We start from the raw sequence: 19,697 nt of genomic DNA, 5'->3' as shown, positions 1-19,697 counted from the left end.
CGTGGTGCGATCCGTGGTCACTGCTGCTCCTCGTGCCAGGTCCGGACGGCCGCCTGATAGCTGTTCTCGTCGCCGTGCGCGGGCAGGAAGCGGTCGCCGAACTCCGCCCAGGCGGCGGGGTCGGCGGCGGCGATGGCGTACGCCCTCTGGAACGCCTCGTCGCGGGGGTGGTCGGGGGCGCAGGAGGTGAAGTGCGCGCCGTTCGGTGTCTCGACGACCCCGGTGACGTAGTGCCGTTTGACCAGGAGGGTCTGCGGGGCGGCCTTCTCCGTCAACTCCGAGGTTTCCACGAGGCGTTCACAGGAGACATACGCCGCGTCCGCGGCCTCGCAGAACAGGTCGTCGAAGTATGGGTCGGGGCCCAGGTACTGGCCGTTGCCGAACCGGTCGGCACGGTTCATGTGGACCAGCGCCGCGTCCATCCGCAGGGCGGGCATCGCGACGAACTCCTCGCCGTCGGCGTACGGTGAAGTGACTGTCCGCAGAACGGGGTTGACCCGCATCACGTCCGAACCGATCCCGGCGCGGACAGGGAGGAACGGCAGTCGGTTCGCTGCGGCGTGCAGTCCCCACATGAGCATGGCCTCGTCGAGCTCCATCAGTTCGAATGCGCCGCGCTGTCGGGCCGCTCTGAAGTGCGGTTCGAGCGGAATCGAGTCGAGCGTGACGAAGGCCGCGACCAGCTTGCGGATCCTGCCGGCGGCGGCGAGCAGGCCGACATCGGGGCCACCGTAGGAGACCACGGTGAGATCGGTGACGTCGGAGCGCAGCAACTCCCTCACGAGCGCCATTGGTTTGCGACGCGAGCCCCAACCGCCGATGCCGATCGTCATCCCGCTGGAGAGACGGGAGACCACCTCGCGGGCGGTCATGCTCTTGTCGGTCCTCGCGTCCGGAGCGGTGCCGGCCCCGGTCCCGGTCCCGGCTCCGGTCCCGGCTTCGGGTTCGGTCCGGGGTCCGGGTTCCTGTCCGGTCCCGGCCCCTGTTCCGGTTCCGGTCCTGGGGCCGGTTTCAGTGCCGGGTCCGGGTTCGGTCCCGGGTTCGGGCGAGGTCCCGGTCTTGGTGTCGGTCACGGTCGTGCCTCCCTGCCGAAGGTGTCGCGGACCCGGTCGGCCACACCGCTGAGCCCGGCCTCGAACGTGAAGCCCTGCTCGAAGCGGTAGCTGCGGTGGACGTCGACCGGGTCGATGCCGTTGATGGCGGCCTTGGCCAGCCGGATCAGATATCCGTCCTTGCGCGCGATCTCGCCCGCCAACTCCGTGGCGGCGTCGAGGAGTTCGCTGCGCGGGACGACCTTCCAGACCGAACCGTGGGCGTGCAGCTCGGCGGCGGTGGCGGTGCGCGAGGTGTAGTACAGCGCGCGCATCAGGTGCTGCGGCACGAGCCGGGCGAGATGGGTCGCCGCGCCCAGCGCGCCCCGGTCCAGTTCGGGCAGGCCGAACGTGGCATCCTCGCTCGCCACGATCGCGTCCGCGTTGCCGACGAGCCCGATACCGCCGCCGAGGCAGAAGCCGTGCACCGCGGCGATGACCGGCACCTCGCACGCGTACACCGCCGAGAACGCCTCGTAGCAGCCGCGGTTGGCGCCGATCAGGGCGTCGTGCCCGGTGTCGCGCTGCATCTCCTTGATGTCGACGCCCGCGTTGAAACCGCGTCCCGCGGAGGCCAGGACGACACAGCGGACCTCCGGGTCGCGCCCGGCCGCGCGCAGGGCGTCGGCGAGGTCGTACCAGCCCCGCACGGGGAGCGCGTTGACGGGCGGGTAGTCGACCGTGACCAGGCGGACGCCCTTGTCCGGGCTTGTGGTGGAGACACCCATGAGCGCATCAGCTACCTTTCCACCAAACATTTGTTAGGTGTGGAAGGTAGCAGTCTGCCCCCGCATCGCCAACAGGGGAGAGGTGTGATGGCCACGAGCAGGGACGGACATGGCGCGGCAGGACTGGGGCGGGTGGCGGAGACCGCCGGGGGACTGTGTGCCGGGCGTGTGGTGGTCGTGACCGGAGCCGGTCGCGGGCTCGGCCGGGCGCACGCGCTCGCCTTCGCCGCCGAGGGGGCGCGGGTCGTGGTCAACGACCTCGGTGTCGGCGCCGACGGGGCCGGGGGATCGGACGGCCCGGCCCGGCAGGTGGCCGACGAGATCACGGCGGCGGGCGGCGAGGCGGTCGCCCACACCGGCGACATCGCCACCACGGAAGGGGCCGCGTCACTGGTCACGACCGCGCTGGAGACCTTCGGACGGCTGGACACCCTGGTCAACAACGCCGGGTTCCTGCGCGACCGGATGCTGGTGAACCTGGACGAGGACGGCTGGGACGCGGTGATGCGCGTCCACCTGAAAGGGCACTTCCTGCCGCTGCGTCAGGCCGCCGCGCACTGGCGGAGCGAGGCCAAGGCGGGTCGTCCACCGGTCGCCCGGGTCGTCAACACCAGCTCCGGCGCGGGGCTGCTCGGGAGCGTCGGCCAGGGCAACTACTCCGCCGCGAAGGCCGGCATCGTGGGCCTGACCCTGGTCGCCGCCGCGGAGCTGGGGCGGTACGGGGTCCAGGTCAACGCGATCGCCCCGGCGGCCCGGACCCGGATGACCGAGCGGACGTTCGCCGAGACGATGGCGGCGCCGGGGGAGGGGGAGTTCGACGCGATGGCCCCCGAGAACGTGTCCCCGCTGGTGGTGTGGCTCGGCTCGGCCGCGAGCGACGGGGTGACCGGGCGCGTCTTCGAGGCGGAGGCCGGGCGCATCACGGTCATGGAGGGCTGGCGTCCCGGACCCACCGCGGACCGCGGGGCCCGGTGGGCCCCGGCCGAGGCGGGGGCGACGGCCCGAAAGCTGCTCGCCCGGGCGCAGACGCCGCGGCCGGTGTACGGGGCGGAGTAGGGCGGGGCGGTGCACGGGGCCGGGTTACGGCGGTGTACGGGGTCGGCTCGTTCCTCAGCCGCCGCATCGACCACCGCGCGACGGGCCACGCCCTGCCGTTCCCCGGACTTTCACGCCCCGCCGTTCTTCTGCGGTCAGGTTCCCCGCGGCCCGGCCCGGCGGGGAACGGCCGCACGGCGGTTCGGCTCAGGTGTCGCAGTCCAGGACCGTCCGGCACAGTCCGCACCGGGCCCGCATCCGGCCGCGCACCGGAACGCGCAGGCGTTGGTGGCAGGCGGGGCAGGGGAAGGAGACCCGGAGCCCCTGCGGGCCGTTGTCGAAGGCGTACGAGACATCGGGGGCCGGGTGCGCGGACGCGCCGCGAACCTCCTGGGCGGCGCGCCGGTCCCTGGCGTAGCGGTGCCGGGACGCCCAGCCGGCGGCGGCGAGCGGAGGCTGCCGGGTGTCACGCAGGGCCTGCGCACGTCCCTTCGTGTAAGCCGTGTACGCCTGCGGGCTGGTGAACCAGGGGGCGGGGTCCTCGTCGAAGGCGAACGCCCGCTTGGCGAGGACGTATCCGAACTCCTCCGGGGTGAGGTAGCCGAGCTTCTGGCTGGAGACGGCGTCCTGGCGGAAGGCGTCCAGCAGCAGCCAGCCGGCGCCGAGGTAGGTCGTCACGGTGTCGGTGAGGATCTCGTTGTCCCGCGTCCCGGGGAACTCCAGGCCGAGCCGGTGCAGCAGCACATGCGTGATCTCGTGCGCGAGAGCGGCGCCGACATCCCTGCGGTGGGTGCGGAACCGGTCGTTGAGTTCGATGAAGTACTCCGGCCCCGCGGTGAGTTCGACCGTGGCGGCATGCTCCATCGTCCGGAAGGCGATGATCGTCCGGGCGTCCGGCAGGCGCAGGTGCTGCACCACGGCCCGGGCCACCCGCTGTGCCCCGAGGTGCGGGTCGTCGTGGTCGAAGAAAGCGACATCGGCCGGGGCGAGGCTCGTGGCGTAACCGCGCACCCCGTCGTACGACAACGTCCGGTACAGCGCCGTGATCGCGGAACGGACGGTGTCGAGATGAGGGAAACCGTGGACGACCGGGCCACCACCGGCACGGTTGCCGCCCCGACCGCTGCCCGCCACGTGCCCACCCCCGTCCGCGACGTCCGACCGGCCTCCACTGTATCGACCTGGGGCCACAGAGAGCGGGCTCGCGCCGACCTGCGACTCCGCTTGCCGCGTTGCCGTCGGTCTTCCCCAAGGTCTTGGCTTCGCCCGACCTGGGGCAGACCCCCTCCGCGCCGCATCGACTCCCTCCTCCGCCTTGCCGTCGAAGCCGCATGACGGCGCTTTCTGATCCACTCCCTGTCGGCCCCCAGGTCGTCACCGTGAGGGCGTCGGTGATCTTGGCTGAAAAGCCGACCTTGTGGAGGTTGTGAGCGCGTCCCGATAATCCCAAGCACGCCTTTGTCGGGAGCATGACCACTCGGGTGTTCCTGCCCGCGTGCCGGGCCCCGGGCGAGGGCGGGTACACCCCGCGAGATCCAGGGAGATCCCTCACGAGATCTCCAACGAGAACGCCACAAGCACCCCCCACAAGCACCCCCCACAGGCACCCCCCACGAGAGAAGGCAGTCTCTTGAAGCAGCTTCTGCGCGCCCTGAAGAGATGTTCCGTCATGGCCGCCGTGGTCCTCGCGGCCGTCAGTCTCCAGCCTGCCGGAGCCTTTGCCGCCCCCGCGCCCGTTGTCGGCGGCACCCCGGCCGCCCAGGGCGAATTCCCGTTCATGGTCCGGCTGTCGATGGGCTGCGGCGGCGCCCTCTACGCCAAGGACATCGTGCTCACCGCCGCGCACTGCGTGGACGGATCGGGCAACAACACCTCCATCACCGCCACGGCCGGCGTCGTCGACCTGCAGTCCTCCAGTGCCATCAAGGTCAAGTCCACCAAGGTCCTGCAGGCCCCCGGCTACAACGGCACGGGCAAGGACTGGGCGCTGATCAAGCTGGCCAAGCCGATCGACCTGCCCACCCTCAAGATCGCCACCAGCACCGCGTACAACAACGGCACCTTCACCATCGCCGGTTGGGGCGCGGCCACCGAGGGCGGCTCACAGCAGCGCTACCTGCTCAAGGCCACCGTGCCGTTCGTCTCCGACGCCGAGTGCCAGGCCGCGTACGGCGACCTCGTCCCCGGCGAAGAGATCTGCGCCGGTCTGATCGACACCGGCGGCGTGGACACCTGCCAGGGCGACTCCGGCGGCCCCATGTTCCGCAAGGACGACTCCGGGGCCTGGATACAGGTCGGCATCGTCAGCTGGGGCAAGGGCTGCGCCAGGCCCGACTACCCGGGCGTGTACACCGAGGTCTCGACCTTCGCGTCCAGCATCGCCTCGGCCGCGTCCACGCTCTGATCCGCAACCCGTGGCCATGAGCCCGTGCCGTAAACCTGTCCGAAGTTCGTGAGCCCGGACCCCGGATTCCGGAGCCAGGCCGGACCCGCAGCCCGGGGTCCGGAACGCGTAACCCGGAACCGGTGCTCCGGCACGGGCCACGGGCCACGGGCCACGGGCCCGGCACCGGCCCGGCCCCGGCGATCCGCCGGGGCCGGGTTCCGGGCCCGCACCGGGGCGGCCAGCGGCACGGGCTGCGGCGGGCCGCCCGCCGTGGCAACCCCCTGCTGGAGGTCGAGACCGGCGCCGCCGTCCACGAACTCCTCGTCGCCCTGCGCCGGGCGCGCGCCGACGCCGGCCCCCGATGGCGACCCCGCCCTCCAGGCCCTCGCCCGTGACGCCTTCCAGCCGCTGTCCGTCGCCGAGCACGCCGCCCGGCCCGACTGTCCGTCGCCGAGCACGCCGCCCGGCCCGACATGACGTCCGCCGAACCGCGCACGGCGGTACGGCGCGGCGCGGGCTGCAGCCCAAGGACTACCTCCCCGGCATCCGCCTCCGCCGCGCCAAGGAACTCCTCGTCGCCACGGATCTGCCGGTCGCCGTCGTCGCCCGGCGCGTGGGCTACGACGACCCGGCGTACTTCTCCTTCGGCTCTTCGCCCGCCGCGTCGGCTCGGCACCGGTCCGGTTCCGCGAACAGCAGGGCCGCAACGTCCCGGGCGGCTGGAACGACGAGGTGCCGGACCCGGAGCACCCGCCGACGACCGCCCCGTTCGGGCCCGGCGCTCCGATCCCGGTCGTATCCTCGCGGCGACCCGGCCGAATCCCCGCGGCGATCCCGGTCGGCTTCTCGCGGCTGTCTCTACAGGCTTCTCGCGGCGCGGTGCCGCTGTGCCGCGGTGCCGAGCCGGAGCGCCGAGCCGCGGCGCCCCGCCCGCGGCGGCCGGGCTAAGCTCGCTGACCATGACCACGAAGGACATCGACGAGTCCGTGAGCGCGGAACTGAACCGGCTGCGCGAGAGCATCGACAACATCGACGCGGCCGTCGTCCACATGCTCGCCGAGCGCTTCAAGTGCACCCAGCAGGTCGGCCACCTCAAGGCCGCCCACCACCTGCCCCCGGCCGACCCGGCCCGGGAGAGCCGGCAGATCGCCCGGCTGAGGCAACTGGCGGAGAGCGCGCATCTCGACCCGGCCTTCGCGGAGAAGCTGCTGAACTTCATCGTCGCCGAGGTCATCCGCCACCACGAGCGGATCGCGGAGGAGTCGACGACCGGCCGGGACGCCTGAGCGCTCCGGACCGGGCCTGGGCCTCCGGCCGTACGACGGCCGGTCCGACGACAGCCCCCTCCCCGCCCCGAGACCACCACCCGCACGCGGTCCGTCACACCGCGGTCGCAACCGGTCGGACCGCAGTCCTCCGGCCGACGCATCGAGGCGTCGGCCCACGGCAACAGCAACGGCAACGGCAACCGCAACGCCGACACGCTCACGGCGAGCCGAACTCCACCCCTTCAACCTACCGTCCAACGCGTCCAGCGCGTCGACCGCGATCTCGCGCGGGTAACCCGACCATCCCGGTCCCCACACGCCACCGGGACGCACCGAGGGCGGTCACCGGTCCCACCGCGCGGCCTCCCGCAGGCCCCGACGCATCCCGTGCCCCGACGTGACCCCGCGGGGCCCCGTCGTATCCCCAGCCCTGCGAGAACCCGCCTGCGCCGTGCCCGGACCGTACGGCAGCATGGACCGCATGTCCGTACTGACGCGCGATGAAGCGCAGACCCGAGCCCAGTTCCTCGACGTACACCGGTACACGATCGACCTCGATCTGACCGCAGGCGAGGAGACCTTCGACTCCCGCACCGTCATCCAGTTCACCGCGGCAGCGGACGGAGACACATTCGTCGAACTCAAGCCGGCCACGCTGCGCTCGATCAGCCTCGACGGACAGCCCCTCGACCCCGCCCACCTCGTCGAGAACCGCTTCCCGCTCACCGGCCTCACCGCCGGAGCGCACGAACTGCGCGTCGACGCCGCCATGCGCTACTCCCGCACCGGCGAAGGCATGCACCGCTTCACCGACCCCACCGACGGCGAGACATACGTCTACACACAGCTCTTCATGGAGGACGTCCAGCGCGTCTTCACCGCGTTCGACCAACCGGACCTCAAGTCCGTCTTCGAACTCACCGTCACCGCACCGGAAGGCTGGACCGTCCTCGGCAACGGCATCGCCGAACACCACGGCGACGGCCGCTGGACCCTGGCCCCCACCCCCCTCATCTCCACCTACCTCGTCGCCGTCGCCGCCGGCCCCTGGCACTCCGTGACCACCGAACACGCCGGGCTGCCCTTCGGTATCCACTGCCGCCGCTCCCTGGCCCCCCACCTCGACGCGGACGCCGACGAGATCCTCGACATCACCCGCGCCTGCTTCGACCGCTTCCACGAGAAGTTCGACGAGCCCTACCCCTTCGACTCCTACGACCAGGCATTCGTCCCCGAATTCAACGCGGGCGCCATGGAGAACCCCGGACTCGTCACCTTCCGCGACGAGTTCGTCTACCGCTCCGCCGTCACCGACACCGAACGCCAGACCCGCGGCATGGTCATCGCCCACGAAATGGCCCACATGTGGTTCGGCGACCTCGTCACCCTCGCCTGGTGGGACGACATCTGGCTCAACGAGTCCTTCGCCGAGTACATGGGCTACCAGACCCTCGCCGAAGCCACCCGCTTCACCGACACCTGGGTCGACTTCGGCGTCGCACGCAAGGGCTGGGGATACGACGCCGACCAGCGCCCCTCCACCCACCCCGTCGCCCCCGACCCCGACGCCGTCCCCGACACCGCGTCCGCGATGCTCAACTTCGACGGCATCTCCTACGCCAAGGGGGCCTCCGCCCTGCGCCAACTCGTCGCCTGGCTCGGCGAGAAGGACTTCCTGGCCGGCATCAACACCCACTTCGCCCGCCACAAGTTCGCCAACGCCACACTCGCCGACTTCATCGACAGCCTCGCATCGGCCACCGACCGCGACGTCCACGCCTGGGCCGAGGCATGGCTGCGCACCATCGGAGTCGACACCCTCACCTCCCGCGTCCAGGAGTCCAACGGCACGTGGTCCGTCGCCGTCGCCCACGACGGCGGCCGTCCCCACCGCATCGCCGTCGGCGCCTACGACCACGCCCCCGACTTCTCCGGAACCGCCGCCCGCACCGGATCCGGCCGTCTCGTCCTGCGCGACCGCTTCCAGATCGACGTCCCCGGCAACGGTCCGGCCGACCCGCTGCCCGGCCGCCGCCCCGCCCTCGTCGTCCTCAACGACAACGACCTCAGCTACGCCAAGGTCCGCCTCGACGACACCTCCTGGGACACCGTCCTCCACCATCTGTCCGGCATCCCCGACGCACTGACCCGCGCCGTCATCTGGAACACCGCCCGCGACATGGTCCGCGACGGCGAACTCGCCCCCACCACCTACCTCGACACCGCCCGCACCCACCTCCCGCACGAGACCGACCTCGCCCTCGCACAGGGCGTACTCGCCTTCGCGGGCACCCACATCGCCGGCCACTACCTCACCCCCGAGAACCGGCCCGCCGCCCTCGCCACCATCACCGCCCTCTGCCGCGACCTCATCCGCCGCACCGAGGACGGCCACAACCCCGGCCTCCGCCTCATCGCCGTACGCCACCTCATCGACGCCGCCACCCAACCCGACGCCCTCCAAGACTGGCTCACCAACGGCACCGTCCCCGGCGGACCCGAACTCGACCCCGCACTGCGCTGGCGCATCCTCACCCGCCTCGCCGTCCTGGGCGCCACCGACGAGGCCCACATCGCCGCCGAACTCGAACAGGACCCCAGCGCCACCGGACAGGAAGGCGCCGCACGCTGCCGCGCCGCCCTCCCCACCCCCGAGGCCAAAGCAACCGCCTGGCACACCCTCTTCAACGACGACACCCTCTCCAACTACCTGTTCACCGCCACCGCCCAAGGCTTCTGGCAGCCCGAACAGACCGACCTCGTACGGGACTACGTGCCCCGCTACTACCCCGAGGCCACCCGTCTCGCCGCCCGACGCGGCCCCGCCATCGCCGAAGCAGCAGGCCGCTACGCGTTCCCCGGGTACGCCGTCGACACCGACAACCTCCACCTCGGCGAACAGACCCTGAACGACAAGGACCTCATCCCGGCCCTGCGCCGCAAACTCATCGACCAGCTCGACGACCTCCGCCGCGCCCTCGCCGTACGCGAAGCCCACTGACCCGCACCAACGCACCACCGGCGTCGGCTGGTCGGCGCGGACCCACCACGGGCGCCGACCAGCCGGAGCCGGCCCACCACCGGCACTCGCCGAACCACCCACTGACCCGCACCGGCCCGTCTACCCGCACCGGCCTCGCGGCCGTCGTCGACGCGTTCGGCGCTGACGCGCTGACCGCCGGGGGCGCCACACCCCACACCCCACACAGCACACCCCGCATCACACACGGCCCCGCAGCCACCCGTGCCCGGCGTATCCCACCACCCAGGGATGCGCCGGGCACACCCATGACCGCCAACGCCCATCACACTGACCGACAACGCCTGTCACCACTCACCGACAACGCCTGTCACCACTGACCGACCCCCCTCACCACTGACCGACAACGCCTGTCACCACTGACCGACACCCCCCATCGCCACCCCAACCCCCATTACCACTCCAACCCGCCACACCAGCCCCACACGCACCACGCATCCCCCATTCGAGTTCAGATCCCCACGCTCCACAGCCGCGCCCTTCAAATCCCGGACAAGCTGGCATGTCCACCCATGCCCACGCACCACACCCGAAGGGCCCCGCCGTCATGCCCACCCCACCCCTCGCCGGCTCCGCCACCGGCCCCGACGCACTCCGCCCCCTCCTCGACACCGTCCTCACCGCACTCCGGGACGGCGCTCACCGGCGCGACGGCCCCCTCCCCACCGGCGGACCCGACACCGTCACCCACCGCACCCGCACCACCACCCACCCCCTCATCCCCGACCACGGCACCGGCCCCCACGAAGCCCTCCGCACCCTCGTCACCGCCCTCGCCGAAGGCGCAGCAGACCCCGCACACCCGCTCTGCGCCGCACACCTCCACACCCCACCCCTCGCCCTCGCCACCGCCGCCGACCTCGCCGCCTCCGCCCTCAACCCCTCCATGGACTCCTGGGACCAGGCACCCGCCGCCTCCACCCTCGAAGCCGACACCACCGCCGCCCTCGCCGCCGAGATCTACCCCCACCACCCCTCACCCGACGCGCTCATCACCACCGGCGGCACCGAAGCCAACCAACTCGCCCTGCTCCTCGCCCGCGAACGCAACGGCCCCGTCCAGACGATCCACGCCGCCAACGCCCACCACAGCATCACCCGCGCCGCCTGGCTCCTCGGCCTTCCCGAACCCGTCGTCATCCCCGCCCCCACCGGCGTCATGGACCTCGCCGCACTCCAAGAAGCCCTCACCCGACACCACCACCGCCCCCTCCTCGTCACCGCCACCGCGGGCACCACCGACACCGGCCGGATCGACCCCCTCACCGACATCGCCGACCTCTGCACCACCCACGGCGCCGAACTCCACATCGACGCCGCCTACGGCGGACCCCTCCTCCTCAGCCCCACCCACCGCGGCAAACTCCACGGCCTCGACCGCGCCCACAGCGTCACCCTCGACCTCCACAAACTCGGCTGGCAACCCGCACCCGCGGGCATCCTCGCCGTCCCCCACCGCACCCACCTCCACCCCCTCCACCACCACGCCCCCTACCTCAACGCCGACGACGACACCGAAGCCGGCCTCCCCGACCTCCTCGGCCGCTCCCTGCGCACCACCCGCCGCCCCGACACCCTCAAGATCGCCGTCACCCTCAAGGCTCTCGGCCGCGACGGACTCGCCGACCTCATCGACCGCACCGTCACCACCGCCCACCACCTCGCCGACCTCATCACCAAAACACCCACCCTCGACCTCTACGACCGCCCCACCATCACCACCGTCCTCTTCCGCCCCACCGACGCCGACGACCACACCGTCGCAACCATCCGCCGCACCCTCCTCACCCGAGGCCACGCCGTCCTCGGCCGCGCCCACACCGGCAACCGCCTCTGGCTCAAAGCCACCCTGCTCAACCCCCACACCACCCCCGACGACCTCCACACCCTCCTCGACCTCGTCAACGACCTCACCCACGAACTCACGAAAGGCAACACCCCCCGATGACCGACCGACCCACCCCCCGAACCGACCAGCCACACGACCTCGTCGGCATCGGCATCGGCCCTTTCAACCTCTCCCTCGCCGCACTCGCCCACCGCACCCCCACCACCACTCGCCCCCTCACCACCGCCTTCTACGAACAACGCCCCGCCTTCCACTGGCACCCCGGCCTCCTCATCGACGGAGCCAGCCTCCAAGTCCCCTTCCTCGCCGACCTCGTCACCCTCGCCGACCCCACCAGCCCCTGGACCTTCCTCAACTACCTCCGCACCCGCGACCGGCTCTTCCCCTTCTACTTCGCCGAACGCTTCCACATCCAACGCGCCGAATACGACGCCTACTGCCGCTGGGTCACCCACCAACTCCCCGCACTCCACTTCAACCACCAGGTCGACGCCATCCGCTGGAACGACCGACACGATTGCTTCGAAGTCGACTACACCCGACTCGACGCCGACGGAGAAGCCGAAGCACTCGGCCGCACCCACACCCGCAACATCGTCCTCGGCATCGGCACCCAACCCCACATCCCCGAACCCCTCAAACCCCTCGCCGAGGCCCCCTCGGTCCCCGTCATCCACTCCGGCGACTACCTCCACCACCGCCAGGCACTCCTCGACGCCGAACACATCACCATCATCGGCTCCGGACAATCCGGCGCCGAGATCTTCCTCGATCTCATCCGCGCCCGCCCCACCGGCCGCGAAAACCTCCACTGGCTCGCCCGCACCCCCGCCTTCGCCCCGATGGAATACTCCAAACTCGGCCTCGAACACTTCACCCCCGACTACAGCCACTACTTCCACGCCCTCCCCGAAGCCGTACGCGACGAACTCGTCCCCCACCAATGGCAGCTCTACAAAGGCATCGACGCCGACACCATCGCCGCCATCCACGACGAGCTCTACCGCCGCACCCTCCACGGCGGCTGGCCCCACACCACCCTCACCCCGGGCGTCACCGTACGCACCGCAACACGCACCGCCGGCACCCGCATCGAACTCCACCTCGAACACACCCAGCAAAACACCCGCACCACCCTCACCACCGACGCCGTCATCCTCGCCACCGGCTACCACGAACGCCCCCTCGACCACCTCCTCACCGGCCTCGAACACCACCTCCACCGCGACGACTCCGCCCGCCCCCGCGTCGACCACCACTTCCGCCTCGTCCTCGACCCCACCATCACCGGAAACATCTACGTACAGAACGCCGGACGCCACGCCCACGGCGTCGGCACGCCCGACCTCGGACTCGCCGCCTGGCGCAGCGCCACCATCCTCAACCACCTCACCGGCACCAACCCCTACCCACTCCCACAACGCACCGCCTTCACCACCTTCGGCCTCGCCCCCGCCACCCTGCCCCTCCCCACCCAGACCTCCGACCGCGTCCCACTCACCCACAACAACCACTGACCCCACACCACGCCGAACAAGGCGGCCGCCCCTCCCCTGAAGAAGACGGGCGCCCCGCACCGACCGACCGAAGGACACCCCTGGACCGAACACCTGCCCCGAACCGGGGCCGGGGCTGCTGCCAGTCGCCCACCCGCCCCCACGGGCTCACCCCCGGGCCCCTCCCACGACCGGCCAGAGACCGCAACCGCCGGCCGGCCGCAGGGGGGCGTGTCAATCGCCCCGCCAGACGTTGTCGAAGGCGGCCTGCTCGATGGTCCGCCGCAGCCGCATGGCCTCCAGACGCGTCAACGCATCGTGGACAGCGGCGAGCACGGTGTCCACGGCGTCGTCGTCCGTACCCGGAGAATCGGCAGAGCCGACGGCATCCACCCCCTCCTCGCCACGGATTCCCAGAGCCGCCGCGAGGGAGACCAGGACAGGCTCCTTCGACGCCCAGCGGCTCGCCGCGTCACGGCGATCCGGCGAATCGACCGGCACAAGCCGGCCCGCCCCGAACGGCACACCACGACGATGCCGCCGACCGACGCTCCCCTCCGCCTCAAGCACCGCCAGATACGCCGCGAACAGCCCCCGACCCCTGCGCCACAGCCAGTCACCCACCGACTCGTACGGCGCCTCACGGACGAGCGCCGACGCGGCCCGCTCCAGCAGAGGATCGGCCAAGGACACGAGGTCGCCCGGCACGATGCGATCGCCGTCCAGGCCGACGACCTCGGCACCGAGCAGGTCGATCACCTCGGCCCCCGCGAGAGCGAGCGACAGCCCACCCTCCTCCACACCACCACCGGACCCCTGGTCCAGGCTGGTGAACAACACATCGCGTGACGTAGTCATGGCACCCAGCAGACGTGTCAGCGGACGGCGAGCACCATCCGGAAACGAGCGGCACCCGAGAGCATCCTCTGAAACCCCTCCGCAGCCCGGCTCAACGGCACGACCTCGACCATCGGACGAATACCGTACAGAGCACTGAACGCCATGGCCTCCTGCACATCCTGCGCGGTACCGGACGGATGACCCCGCACCACCCTGCCACTCATGATCAGCTGGACCGGACTGATCCCCAACGGCTCCGGACTCACACCGATCACCACCAGCTCCCCCCGGTGGGCCAGCCCGTCCACGGTCGCCGCGATGGCATCGGCATTCGCAGCGGTGGCCAGCACGACCTTGGCACCACCCAGAGCCCGCAACGCCTCCGCGACACCAGTACTCCCCGTGCTGTCGATGTAATGGTGCGCGCCAAGCCGCTCGGCGAAATCGGCCTTGTCGGCCCCCCGGGCGATCGCCACGGTCTCGAAACCCATCGCAACCGCGTACTTCACCCCCAGATGGCCAAGACCGCCGATACCGAGGACGGCGACGAGATCGCCCGGCCGCGCGGAGCTGCGCCGCAGCCCGTTGTACGTGGTCACCCCCGCGCACGCCATGGGCGCCGCGTCGGTCGCCGCCAACGCGTCGGGGATCCGGGCCAAGGCATCGATCGGCGCGATCACGGTCTCGGCGAAACCCCCGTCGTACGCCCACCCGGGAACCTTCAGGTTCTCGCACACGACGAAATCGCCCTGCCGGCAAGGTGTGCAATGGCCGCAGCTGCCGCCGAACCAGCCGACCGCCACCCGATCACCGACCCGCCAACCGCTGTCCTGCACCGCTTCCCCCAACGCCTCGACGCGGCCGGCGATCTCATGCCCGGGCACCAGCGGAAACCGTACGCCGGGCACCCCTGCATCCACGAAAAGAGCGTCGCTGTGACAGATCCCGCAGGCATCCACGGCAATCCGCACATGACAGGGCCCCGGCTGCGGCACCTCACGCTCGACGAGCTCGAACGGCCCGCCCGCCGCGGCCACCTGGGCGACTCGATACGTACTCATCCGGACCACTCCCGAAAAGCGCGCGGACGCCCCTGCTCTCCAGCAGATCAGCTCCGGCCCGATCGCGCGCGCCGAACGGCCGGCCCGCCCCGACCGCCCGAGCCCGGGCCATACCCACGGACCGGGCACATCCGCCGCCCAGCCCGCCCGGTGGCCCGACCACCCGCCCCGATGGGAAGCTGACAGCAGAGCCACACCACCCGACCACCCACACCCGCTCACGCTGCGGAGCACGACGCGATGCCGACAAGGATCCTGCTGGAAGGACGCCCCGGCAGCGGAAAGACCACCGCGATCCGCCGACTGGCGGCACTGCTGCACACCCGGCAGGCCACCGGCTTCACCACCCAGGAGATCCGCGAAGACGGCGCACGGGTGGGCTTCGCCCTGGAGACACTGACCGGCCGACGGGCCGTACTCGCCCACGTCGACCTTCCGGGGCCGCCACGGGTCGGCCGCTACGGCGTCGACCTGGAAGTCATGGAACGACTGGCGCTGCCGTCCCTGTCGTGGCCACCCCCGGCCCCCACGGCCACGCCGACACCCGGACGTCTCGTCCTCGTCGACGAGCTCGGAAAGATGGAACTGGCGTACCGCCCGTTCCAGGACGCCGTCCGGGCACTGTTCGCAGCCGACATCGATGTCGTCGCCACCGTCCAGGCGCAGCACAACCCGCTCACCGACACACTCAAACACCGCGCCGACATCGAACTTCTCCAGGTGACCCCGGCCAACCGCGACACCCTCCCGCAGCGGCTGGCGGCACGCCTGGAGAGGCGGTAGCCGCCACAGGCTTGCGATCCGGTGACCAGCCGCTGTCGTACCCGCATGCCACAGTGGAACCATGACCGACACCCCGGCCCCCTACGGCACCCCCGAGCACCCCCGCGTCGCCGTCCGGGGCGAAGCCCGCCTCGAAGTCGACCCCGAAATCGCCCACTTGGGCATCACCGTCACCGCCCGAGGCAAGGACCGCCGCACCGCCCTCGAAGACCTCACCCGCCGCAACGGAGCCGTCCTCGAACACATACGCTCCTACGGCCCGGCGGTCGAGAAACTCGAAACCGGCGCCCTCTCCATCAACCCCGAACTCGCCGAAAAAGGCCGCGACGAAAAGGTCCGCGCCTACCACGGGCGCGTCCACATCACCGCCGTCCTCAACGACTTCACCGCCCTCGGCGAACTGATCACCCGTGTGGCCGACCTCGACATGACCCGCGTCAACGGCCCCTGGTGGGCCCTGCGCCCCGACTCACCCGCCCACGCGAACGCCCGCCGCCAAGCCGTACGCGAAGCCGTCCAACGAGCCCGCGAATACGCCGACGCCCTCGGTTCCCACCTCACGGCACTCGTCGAACTCGCCGACCTCGGCGCCGAGAACGCCGCCCCGGCCGCCCTGCCCACCCCGCCCGGCTTCCGGGGAAGCGCCGGCTACGGCGCCCCGGCCGCCCCGGCCCCCACCCTCGACCTCGAACCACGACGCCAGACCGTCCAGGCCCAGGTGAACGCCCGCTTCATCATGTCGCCGCCCGAACTGTGAGGAACAACCATCGAACAAGGAATACCGGAACGGAGGAATGCTCATCCGAGCACACCGGCGCCCAATTCAACACTTGTCAACAACCCTTCATTCAAAGGTCGTTGGGTAGTCACGCACAGCCAATTACCTACCCGTAGGTAAGGTCTAGGGTCGAACCATGCGCCGAGCCAAAATCGTCTGCACCCTGGGCCCCGCCACCACCTCGTACGAACAGATCAAGGCACTCGTCGAGGCAGGAATGGACATCGCCCGCCTCAACCTCAGCCACGGCACCTACAACGACCACGAACAGCGGTACCGCCACGTACGCAAGGCGTCCGACGAGACCGGACGCAGCGTCGGCATCCTCGCGGACCTTCAAGGCCCGAAGATCCGACTCGGACGCTTCCGCGAAGGACCCGTACTCCTTGAACGCGGCGACACCTTCACCATCACCGTCGAACCCATGGAGGGCGACCGCCACACCTGCGGCACCACCTACCACGGCCTCGCCACCGACGTCACCCCCGGCGAACGCATCCTCGTCGACGACGGCCGCGTCACCCTCCAAGTCACCGAAGTCGACGGCCCCCGCGTCCACACCACCGTCCTCGAAGGCGGCATGGTCTCCGACCACAAGGGCCTCAACCTCCCCGGCGTCGCCGTCTCCGTACCCGCACTCTCCGACAAGGACATCGAGGACCTCCGCTGGGCCCTGCGCACCGGCGCCGACGTCATCGCCCTCTCCTTCGTGCGCAGCGGACGCGACATCGAGGACGTCCACCGCATCATGGACGAGGAAGGCCGCCGCCTCCCGGTCATCGCCAAGATCGAGAAGCCCCAGGCCGTCGAGAACATCGACAGCATCGTCGCCGCCTTCGACGGGATCATGGTCGCCCGCGGCGACCTCGGCGTCGAAATGCCCCTGGAACAGGTGCCGATCGTCCAGAAGCGCGCCATCAACCTGGCCAAGCGCAACGCCAAGCCGGTCATCGTCGCCACCCAGATGCTCGACTCGATGATCGAGAACTCCCGCCCCACCCGCGCCGAGGCGTCCGACGTCGCCAACGCCGTCATCGACGGCACCGACGCGGTGATGCTGTCCGGCGAGACCAGCGTCGGACGGTACGCCGTCGAGACGGTCCGCACGATGGCCCGCATCGTCGAAGCCGCCGAGGAGGACGTCCTCGCCAAGGGCCTGAGGCCCCTCACCGACCACAACAAGCCCCGCACCCAGGGCGGCGCGGTGGCCCGCGCGGCGGCCGAGATGGGCGACTTCCTGGGCGCCAAGTTCCTCGTCGCCTTCACCCAGAGCGGCGACACCGTCAGGCGCCTCTCCCGCTATCGCTCGCCCATCCCGCTCCTGGCCTTCACCCCGGACCCGGCGACCCGTTCCCAGCTCAACCTGACCTGGGGTGTCGAGACCTTCCTCGGCCCGCACGTCGACTCGACGGACGCGATGGTGGCCCAGGTCGACGAGGAACTGCTGAAGATCGGCCGCTGCGAGGAGGGCGACGTCGTCGTGATCACCGCAGGCTCCCCGCCGGGGGTCCCGGGCTCGACGAACCTGGTCCGGGTGCACCGCATCGGCGAGGACGACGGAGGCAAGTAGGCCGGTCGTTCAGTGCTTCGGCCCGACGTGGGCGTCCATGAGAGCGACGGACGCCCGTCGGGCGACGGAGATGTTGTACGCCTTGCCCGCGCGGGTGCAGTGTGTCCACTCGACGCCAAGCCTGTCGAGGGTGTCGGTGTAGAGGCGTCGGATGTCGTCCGAGACGTTGGTGAAGAAGTAGCGGGGGTACTCGTAGCGCTTCCGCTCTCCGGCGATGGTGCGGGTCGTCCAGTTGATGACGCGGCATCCGTCGGAGTGGACCAGGCCGCGGACGAAGTCCCACGGGTGTGTGTTCACGATCTCCTGCTGCCAGGAGACGAGGGCGATCCGGCGCTCGTGCTTCCTGCCGCTCCCGTGCTGCGGGAAGAGGCAGGGCCAGTGCTTCGTAAAGGACTTGACCTCGACGCAGCCGCCTCTGCGGCGGCGAGTCACGCGGGGAGAGGGCATCACCCCTCGCATAGCCGACTCCGCTTCGTTGATCAGTCCTGGCCATGTGTTGTCGCAGAAGATTGACAAGTGGTGCTGCTTCGGCTTCGAGATGATGTGGCCGTCGCCCAGGTAGAGGCCCAGGAGGTATACGTAAGCGACCTGATCGAACTCCCTACCCGTACACATCGGGCAGTCGGTGGGCTGCTCATATCGGACTCCGCGCTGCTTGCGATCCTGGTGCAGCCACCAGCCGACGGTTCCGCGAGGAACGTTGAGGAGTTCTGCAACCGCGCGATTGCTGGAGCCGCTTCGCAGGAGGGCGAGCGCTTCGTCCCGTAACGAAGGACTGTGTTGTTCCATACGGGGGAGTCTTGTGCGATCTTCGTCGGTATGTGCTGGATTCGAAGGAGCGTTCACCAGCAGGAGTGAAGATCACCAAGACTCAATTTGACCTTGGAATCAAAGGGGAAGTGCCCTGGGTGGGATTCGAACCCACGCTGTCGGTGGTTTGAGCACCGTGTCTCTTCCGCTGGACTACCAGGGCTGGCCTTAACATCAAAGGTTAGCGCAGGACCGCTGTGCCTCAAACATACAGGAGCTAGGTAGGCTCGGGTAGCAGCACCTGTCTTGAAAAAGAGGAGCCACGTGACCACCCCCGAGTCGCCCCAGCCCACCGACGACGACAAGTCGCACGTTCCGCCGCTGACGACCCGTGTCGTCATTGCCGAGGACGAGGCGCTGATCCGTCTCGACCTCAAAGAGATGCTGGAGGAAGAGGGCTACGCAGTCGTCGGCGAGGCCGGGGACGGGCAGCGGGCGGTCGAGCTGGCTCGGGAGCACCGGCCCGATCTGGTCATCCTCGATGTGAAGATGCCGGTCCTGGACGGGATCTCCGCCGCGGAGAAGATCGCGGAGGAGTCCATCGCGCCCGTTCTGATGCTGACCGCGTTCTCGCAGCGTGATCTCGTCGAGCGGGCCCGGGACGCCGGGGCGATGGCGTATCTGGTGAAGCCGTTCAGCAAGAGCGACGTGGTGCCGGCGATCGAGATGGCGGTGTCGCGGTTCGCGGAGCTGAAGGCGCTGGAGAGCGAGGTCGCGGATCTCGCGCAGCGGCTGGAGACGCGCAAGCTGGTGGACCGGGCGAAGAGCATTCTGCAGACGGATTACGGTCTGTCGGAGCCTGCCGCGTTCCGGTGGATTCAGAAGACGTCGATGGACCGGCGGATGTCGATGCAGCAGCTCGCCGAGGCGTTGATCGCGGATGCGGCGGAGAAGAAGGCCGCTGAGAAGCAGGCCGCCGAGGAGAAGAAGACGGGCGAGTAGGCGGCGTACGCGTACGGGGG

Annotated in this window: 16 protein-coding genes, 1 tRNA gene and 1 pseudogene; 11 read left to right on the top strand and 7 right to left on the bottom strand. The window is 70.4% G+C overall.

The annotated features are described in order from the left end of the window. Nucleotides 1-17: 17 nt before the first annotated feature. On the bottom strand, nucleotides 18-872 hold the full coding sequence (locus ACGF2V_RS06530; protein WP_362621145.1) for a CoA-transferase: 855 nt from the start codon (nucleotides 870-872) through the stop codon (nucleotides 18-20). Between the two features lie 197 nt (nucleotides 873-1,069). Next, entirely contained in the window at nucleotides 1,070-1,819 is a 750-nt protein-coding gene (locus ACGF2V_RS06525; protein WP_362621143.1) for an enoyl-CoA hydratase family protein, read from the bottom strand. Nucleotides 1,820-1,906: 87 nt separating this feature from the next. Here ACGF2V_RS06525 and ACGF2V_RS06520 point away from each other — a divergent pair, with 87 nt between their 5' ends. Beyond that, a complete protein-coding gene (locus ACGF2V_RS06520; protein WP_362703854.1) occupies nucleotides 1,907-2,875 on the top strand; it encodes an SDR family oxidoreductase in 969 nt (322 codons plus the stop codon). 186 nt (nucleotides 2,876-3,061) lie between these two features. Here the strand turns inward: ACGF2V_RS06520 and ACGF2V_RS06515 are convergent, their stop codons facing one another. Then, nucleotides 3,062-3,988 (bottom strand): hypothetical protein, encoded by a 927-nt coding sequence (locus tag ACGF2V_RS06515; RefSeq protein WP_362703851.1) that lies wholly within the window; start codon nucleotides 3,986-3,988, stop codon nucleotides 3,062-3,064. Nucleotides 3,989-4,484: 496 nt separating this feature from the next. On the opposite strand from ACGF2V_RS06515, the gene ACGF2V_RS06510 reads away from it, so the two are divergent. The 6 genes and pseudogenes from ACGF2V_RS06510 (at nucleotide 4,485) to ACGF2V_RS06485 (ending at nucleotide 12,914) form a co-directional block, all read left to right on the top strand. Continuing rightward, complete coding sequence (locus ACGF2V_RS06510) at nucleotides 4,485-5,258, top strand: serine protease (protein WP_362621138.1); 774 nt, start codon at nucleotides 4,485-4,487, stop codon at nucleotides 5,256-5,258. A gap of 239 nt (nucleotides 5,259-5,497) precedes the next feature. Then, nucleotides 5,498-5,999: pseudogene (locus tag ACGF2V_RS06505) on the top strand (helix-turn-helix transcriptional regulator); the annotation flags it as partial. 200 nt (nucleotides 6,000-6,199) lie between these two features. Beyond that, on the top strand, nucleotides 6,200-6,526 hold the full coding sequence (locus ACGF2V_RS06500; RefSeq protein WP_362621137.1) for a chorismate mutase: 327 nt from the start codon (nucleotides 6,200-6,202) through the stop codon (nucleotides 6,524-6,526). A 463-nt stretch (nucleotides 6,527-6,989) separates the two neighbouring features. After that, nucleotides 6,990-9,509, top strand: coding sequence for an aminopeptidase N (gene pepN / locus ACGF2V_RS06495; RefSeq protein WP_362621136.1), 2,520 nt, complete (start codon nucleotides 6,990-6,992; stop codon nucleotides 9,507-9,509). 586 nt (nucleotides 9,510-10,095) lie between these two features. Beyond that, nucleotides 10,096-11,496, top strand: a complete 1,401-nt coding sequence (locus tag ACGF2V_RS06490; RefSeq protein ID WP_362621134.1) for an aminotransferase class V-fold PLP-dependent enzyme — start codon at nucleotides 10,096-10,098, stop codon at nucleotides 11,494-11,496. Further along, on the top strand, nucleotides 11,493-12,914 hold the full coding sequence (locus ACGF2V_RS06485) for a SidA/IucD/PvdA family monooxygenase (protein ID WP_362621132.1): 1,422 nt from the start codon (nucleotides 11,493-11,495) through the stop codon (nucleotides 12,912-12,914). The genes ACGF2V_RS06490 and ACGF2V_RS06485 overlap by 4 nt, the downstream gene beginning before the upstream one ends. A gap of 213 nt (nucleotides 12,915-13,127) precedes the next feature. Here ACGF2V_RS06485 and ACGF2V_RS06480 read toward each other — a convergent pair whose 3' ends face one another. Next, nucleotides 13,128-13,751 (bottom strand): GPP34 family phosphoprotein, encoded by a 624-nt coding sequence (locus ACGF2V_RS06480; RefSeq protein ID WP_362621130.1) that lies wholly within the window; start codon nucleotides 13,749-13,751, stop codon nucleotides 13,128-13,130. 17 nt (nucleotides 13,752-13,768) lie between these two features. Then, complete coding sequence (locus tag ACGF2V_RS06475) at nucleotides 13,769-14,794, bottom strand: alcohol dehydrogenase catalytic domain-containing protein (RefSeq protein WP_362621129.1); 1,026 nt, start codon at nucleotides 14,792-14,794, stop codon at nucleotides 13,769-13,771. Nucleotides 14,795-15,034: 240 nt separating this feature from the next. Between ACGF2V_RS06475 and ACGF2V_RS06470 the strand changes: the two genes are divergently transcribed. The 3 genes from ACGF2V_RS06470 (at nucleotide 15,035) to pyk (ending at nucleotide 17,925) form a co-directional block, all read left to right on the top strand. Continuing rightward, on the top strand, nucleotides 15,035-15,577 hold the full coding sequence (locus ACGF2V_RS06470) for a nucleoside-triphosphatase (RefSeq protein ID WP_362703847.1): 543 nt from the start codon (nucleotides 15,035-15,037) through the stop codon (nucleotides 15,575-15,577). A gap of 61 nt (nucleotides 15,578-15,638) precedes the next feature. After that, nucleotides 15,639-16,334: an SIMPL domain-containing protein gene (locus ACGF2V_RS06465; RefSeq protein WP_362703845.1), complete on the top strand. Its 696-nt coding sequence runs from the start codon at nucleotides 15,639-15,641 to the stop codon at nucleotides 16,332-16,334. A gap of 157 nt (nucleotides 16,335-16,491) precedes the next feature. Continuing rightward, nucleotides 16,492-17,925, top strand: a complete 1,434-nt coding sequence (pyk, locus tag ACGF2V_RS06460) for a pyruvate kinase (RefSeq protein WP_362703843.1) — start codon at nucleotides 16,492-16,494, stop codon at nucleotides 17,923-17,925. Between the two features lie 9 nt (nucleotides 17,926-17,934). Here the strand turns inward: pyk and ACGF2V_RS06455 are convergent, their stop codons facing one another. Together ACGF2V_RS06455 and ACGF2V_RS06450 are read right to left on the bottom strand one after the other, a co-directional pair. Beyond that, nucleotides 17,935-18,714, bottom strand: a complete 780-nt coding sequence (locus ACGF2V_RS06455; protein WP_362703839.1) for a helix-turn-helix domain-containing protein — start codon at nucleotides 18,712-18,714, stop codon at nucleotides 17,935-17,937. Nucleotides 18,715-18,825: 111 nt separating this feature from the next. Further along, nucleotides 18,826-18,898, bottom strand: a tRNA-Leu gene (locus ACGF2V_RS06450). Between the two features lie 101 nt (nucleotides 18,899-18,999). Here ACGF2V_RS06450 and ACGF2V_RS06445 point away from each other — a divergent pair. Continuing rightward, entirely contained in the window at nucleotides 19,000-19,677 is a 678-nt protein-coding gene (locus ACGF2V_RS06445; protein ID WP_362703837.1) for a response regulator, read from the top strand. Nucleotides 19,678-19,697 lie beyond the last annotated feature (20 nt).

The sequence above is a fragment of the Streptomyces sp. NPDC047982 genome (assembly GCF_043204165.1).
Taxonomy (GTDB): domain Bacteria; phylum Actinomycetota; class Actinomycetes; order Streptomycetales; family Streptomycetaceae; genus Streptomyces.
The sequence above is the reverse complement of the archived record's forward strand: the minus strand, read 5'-3'. Positions and strand labels throughout refer to the sequence as shown.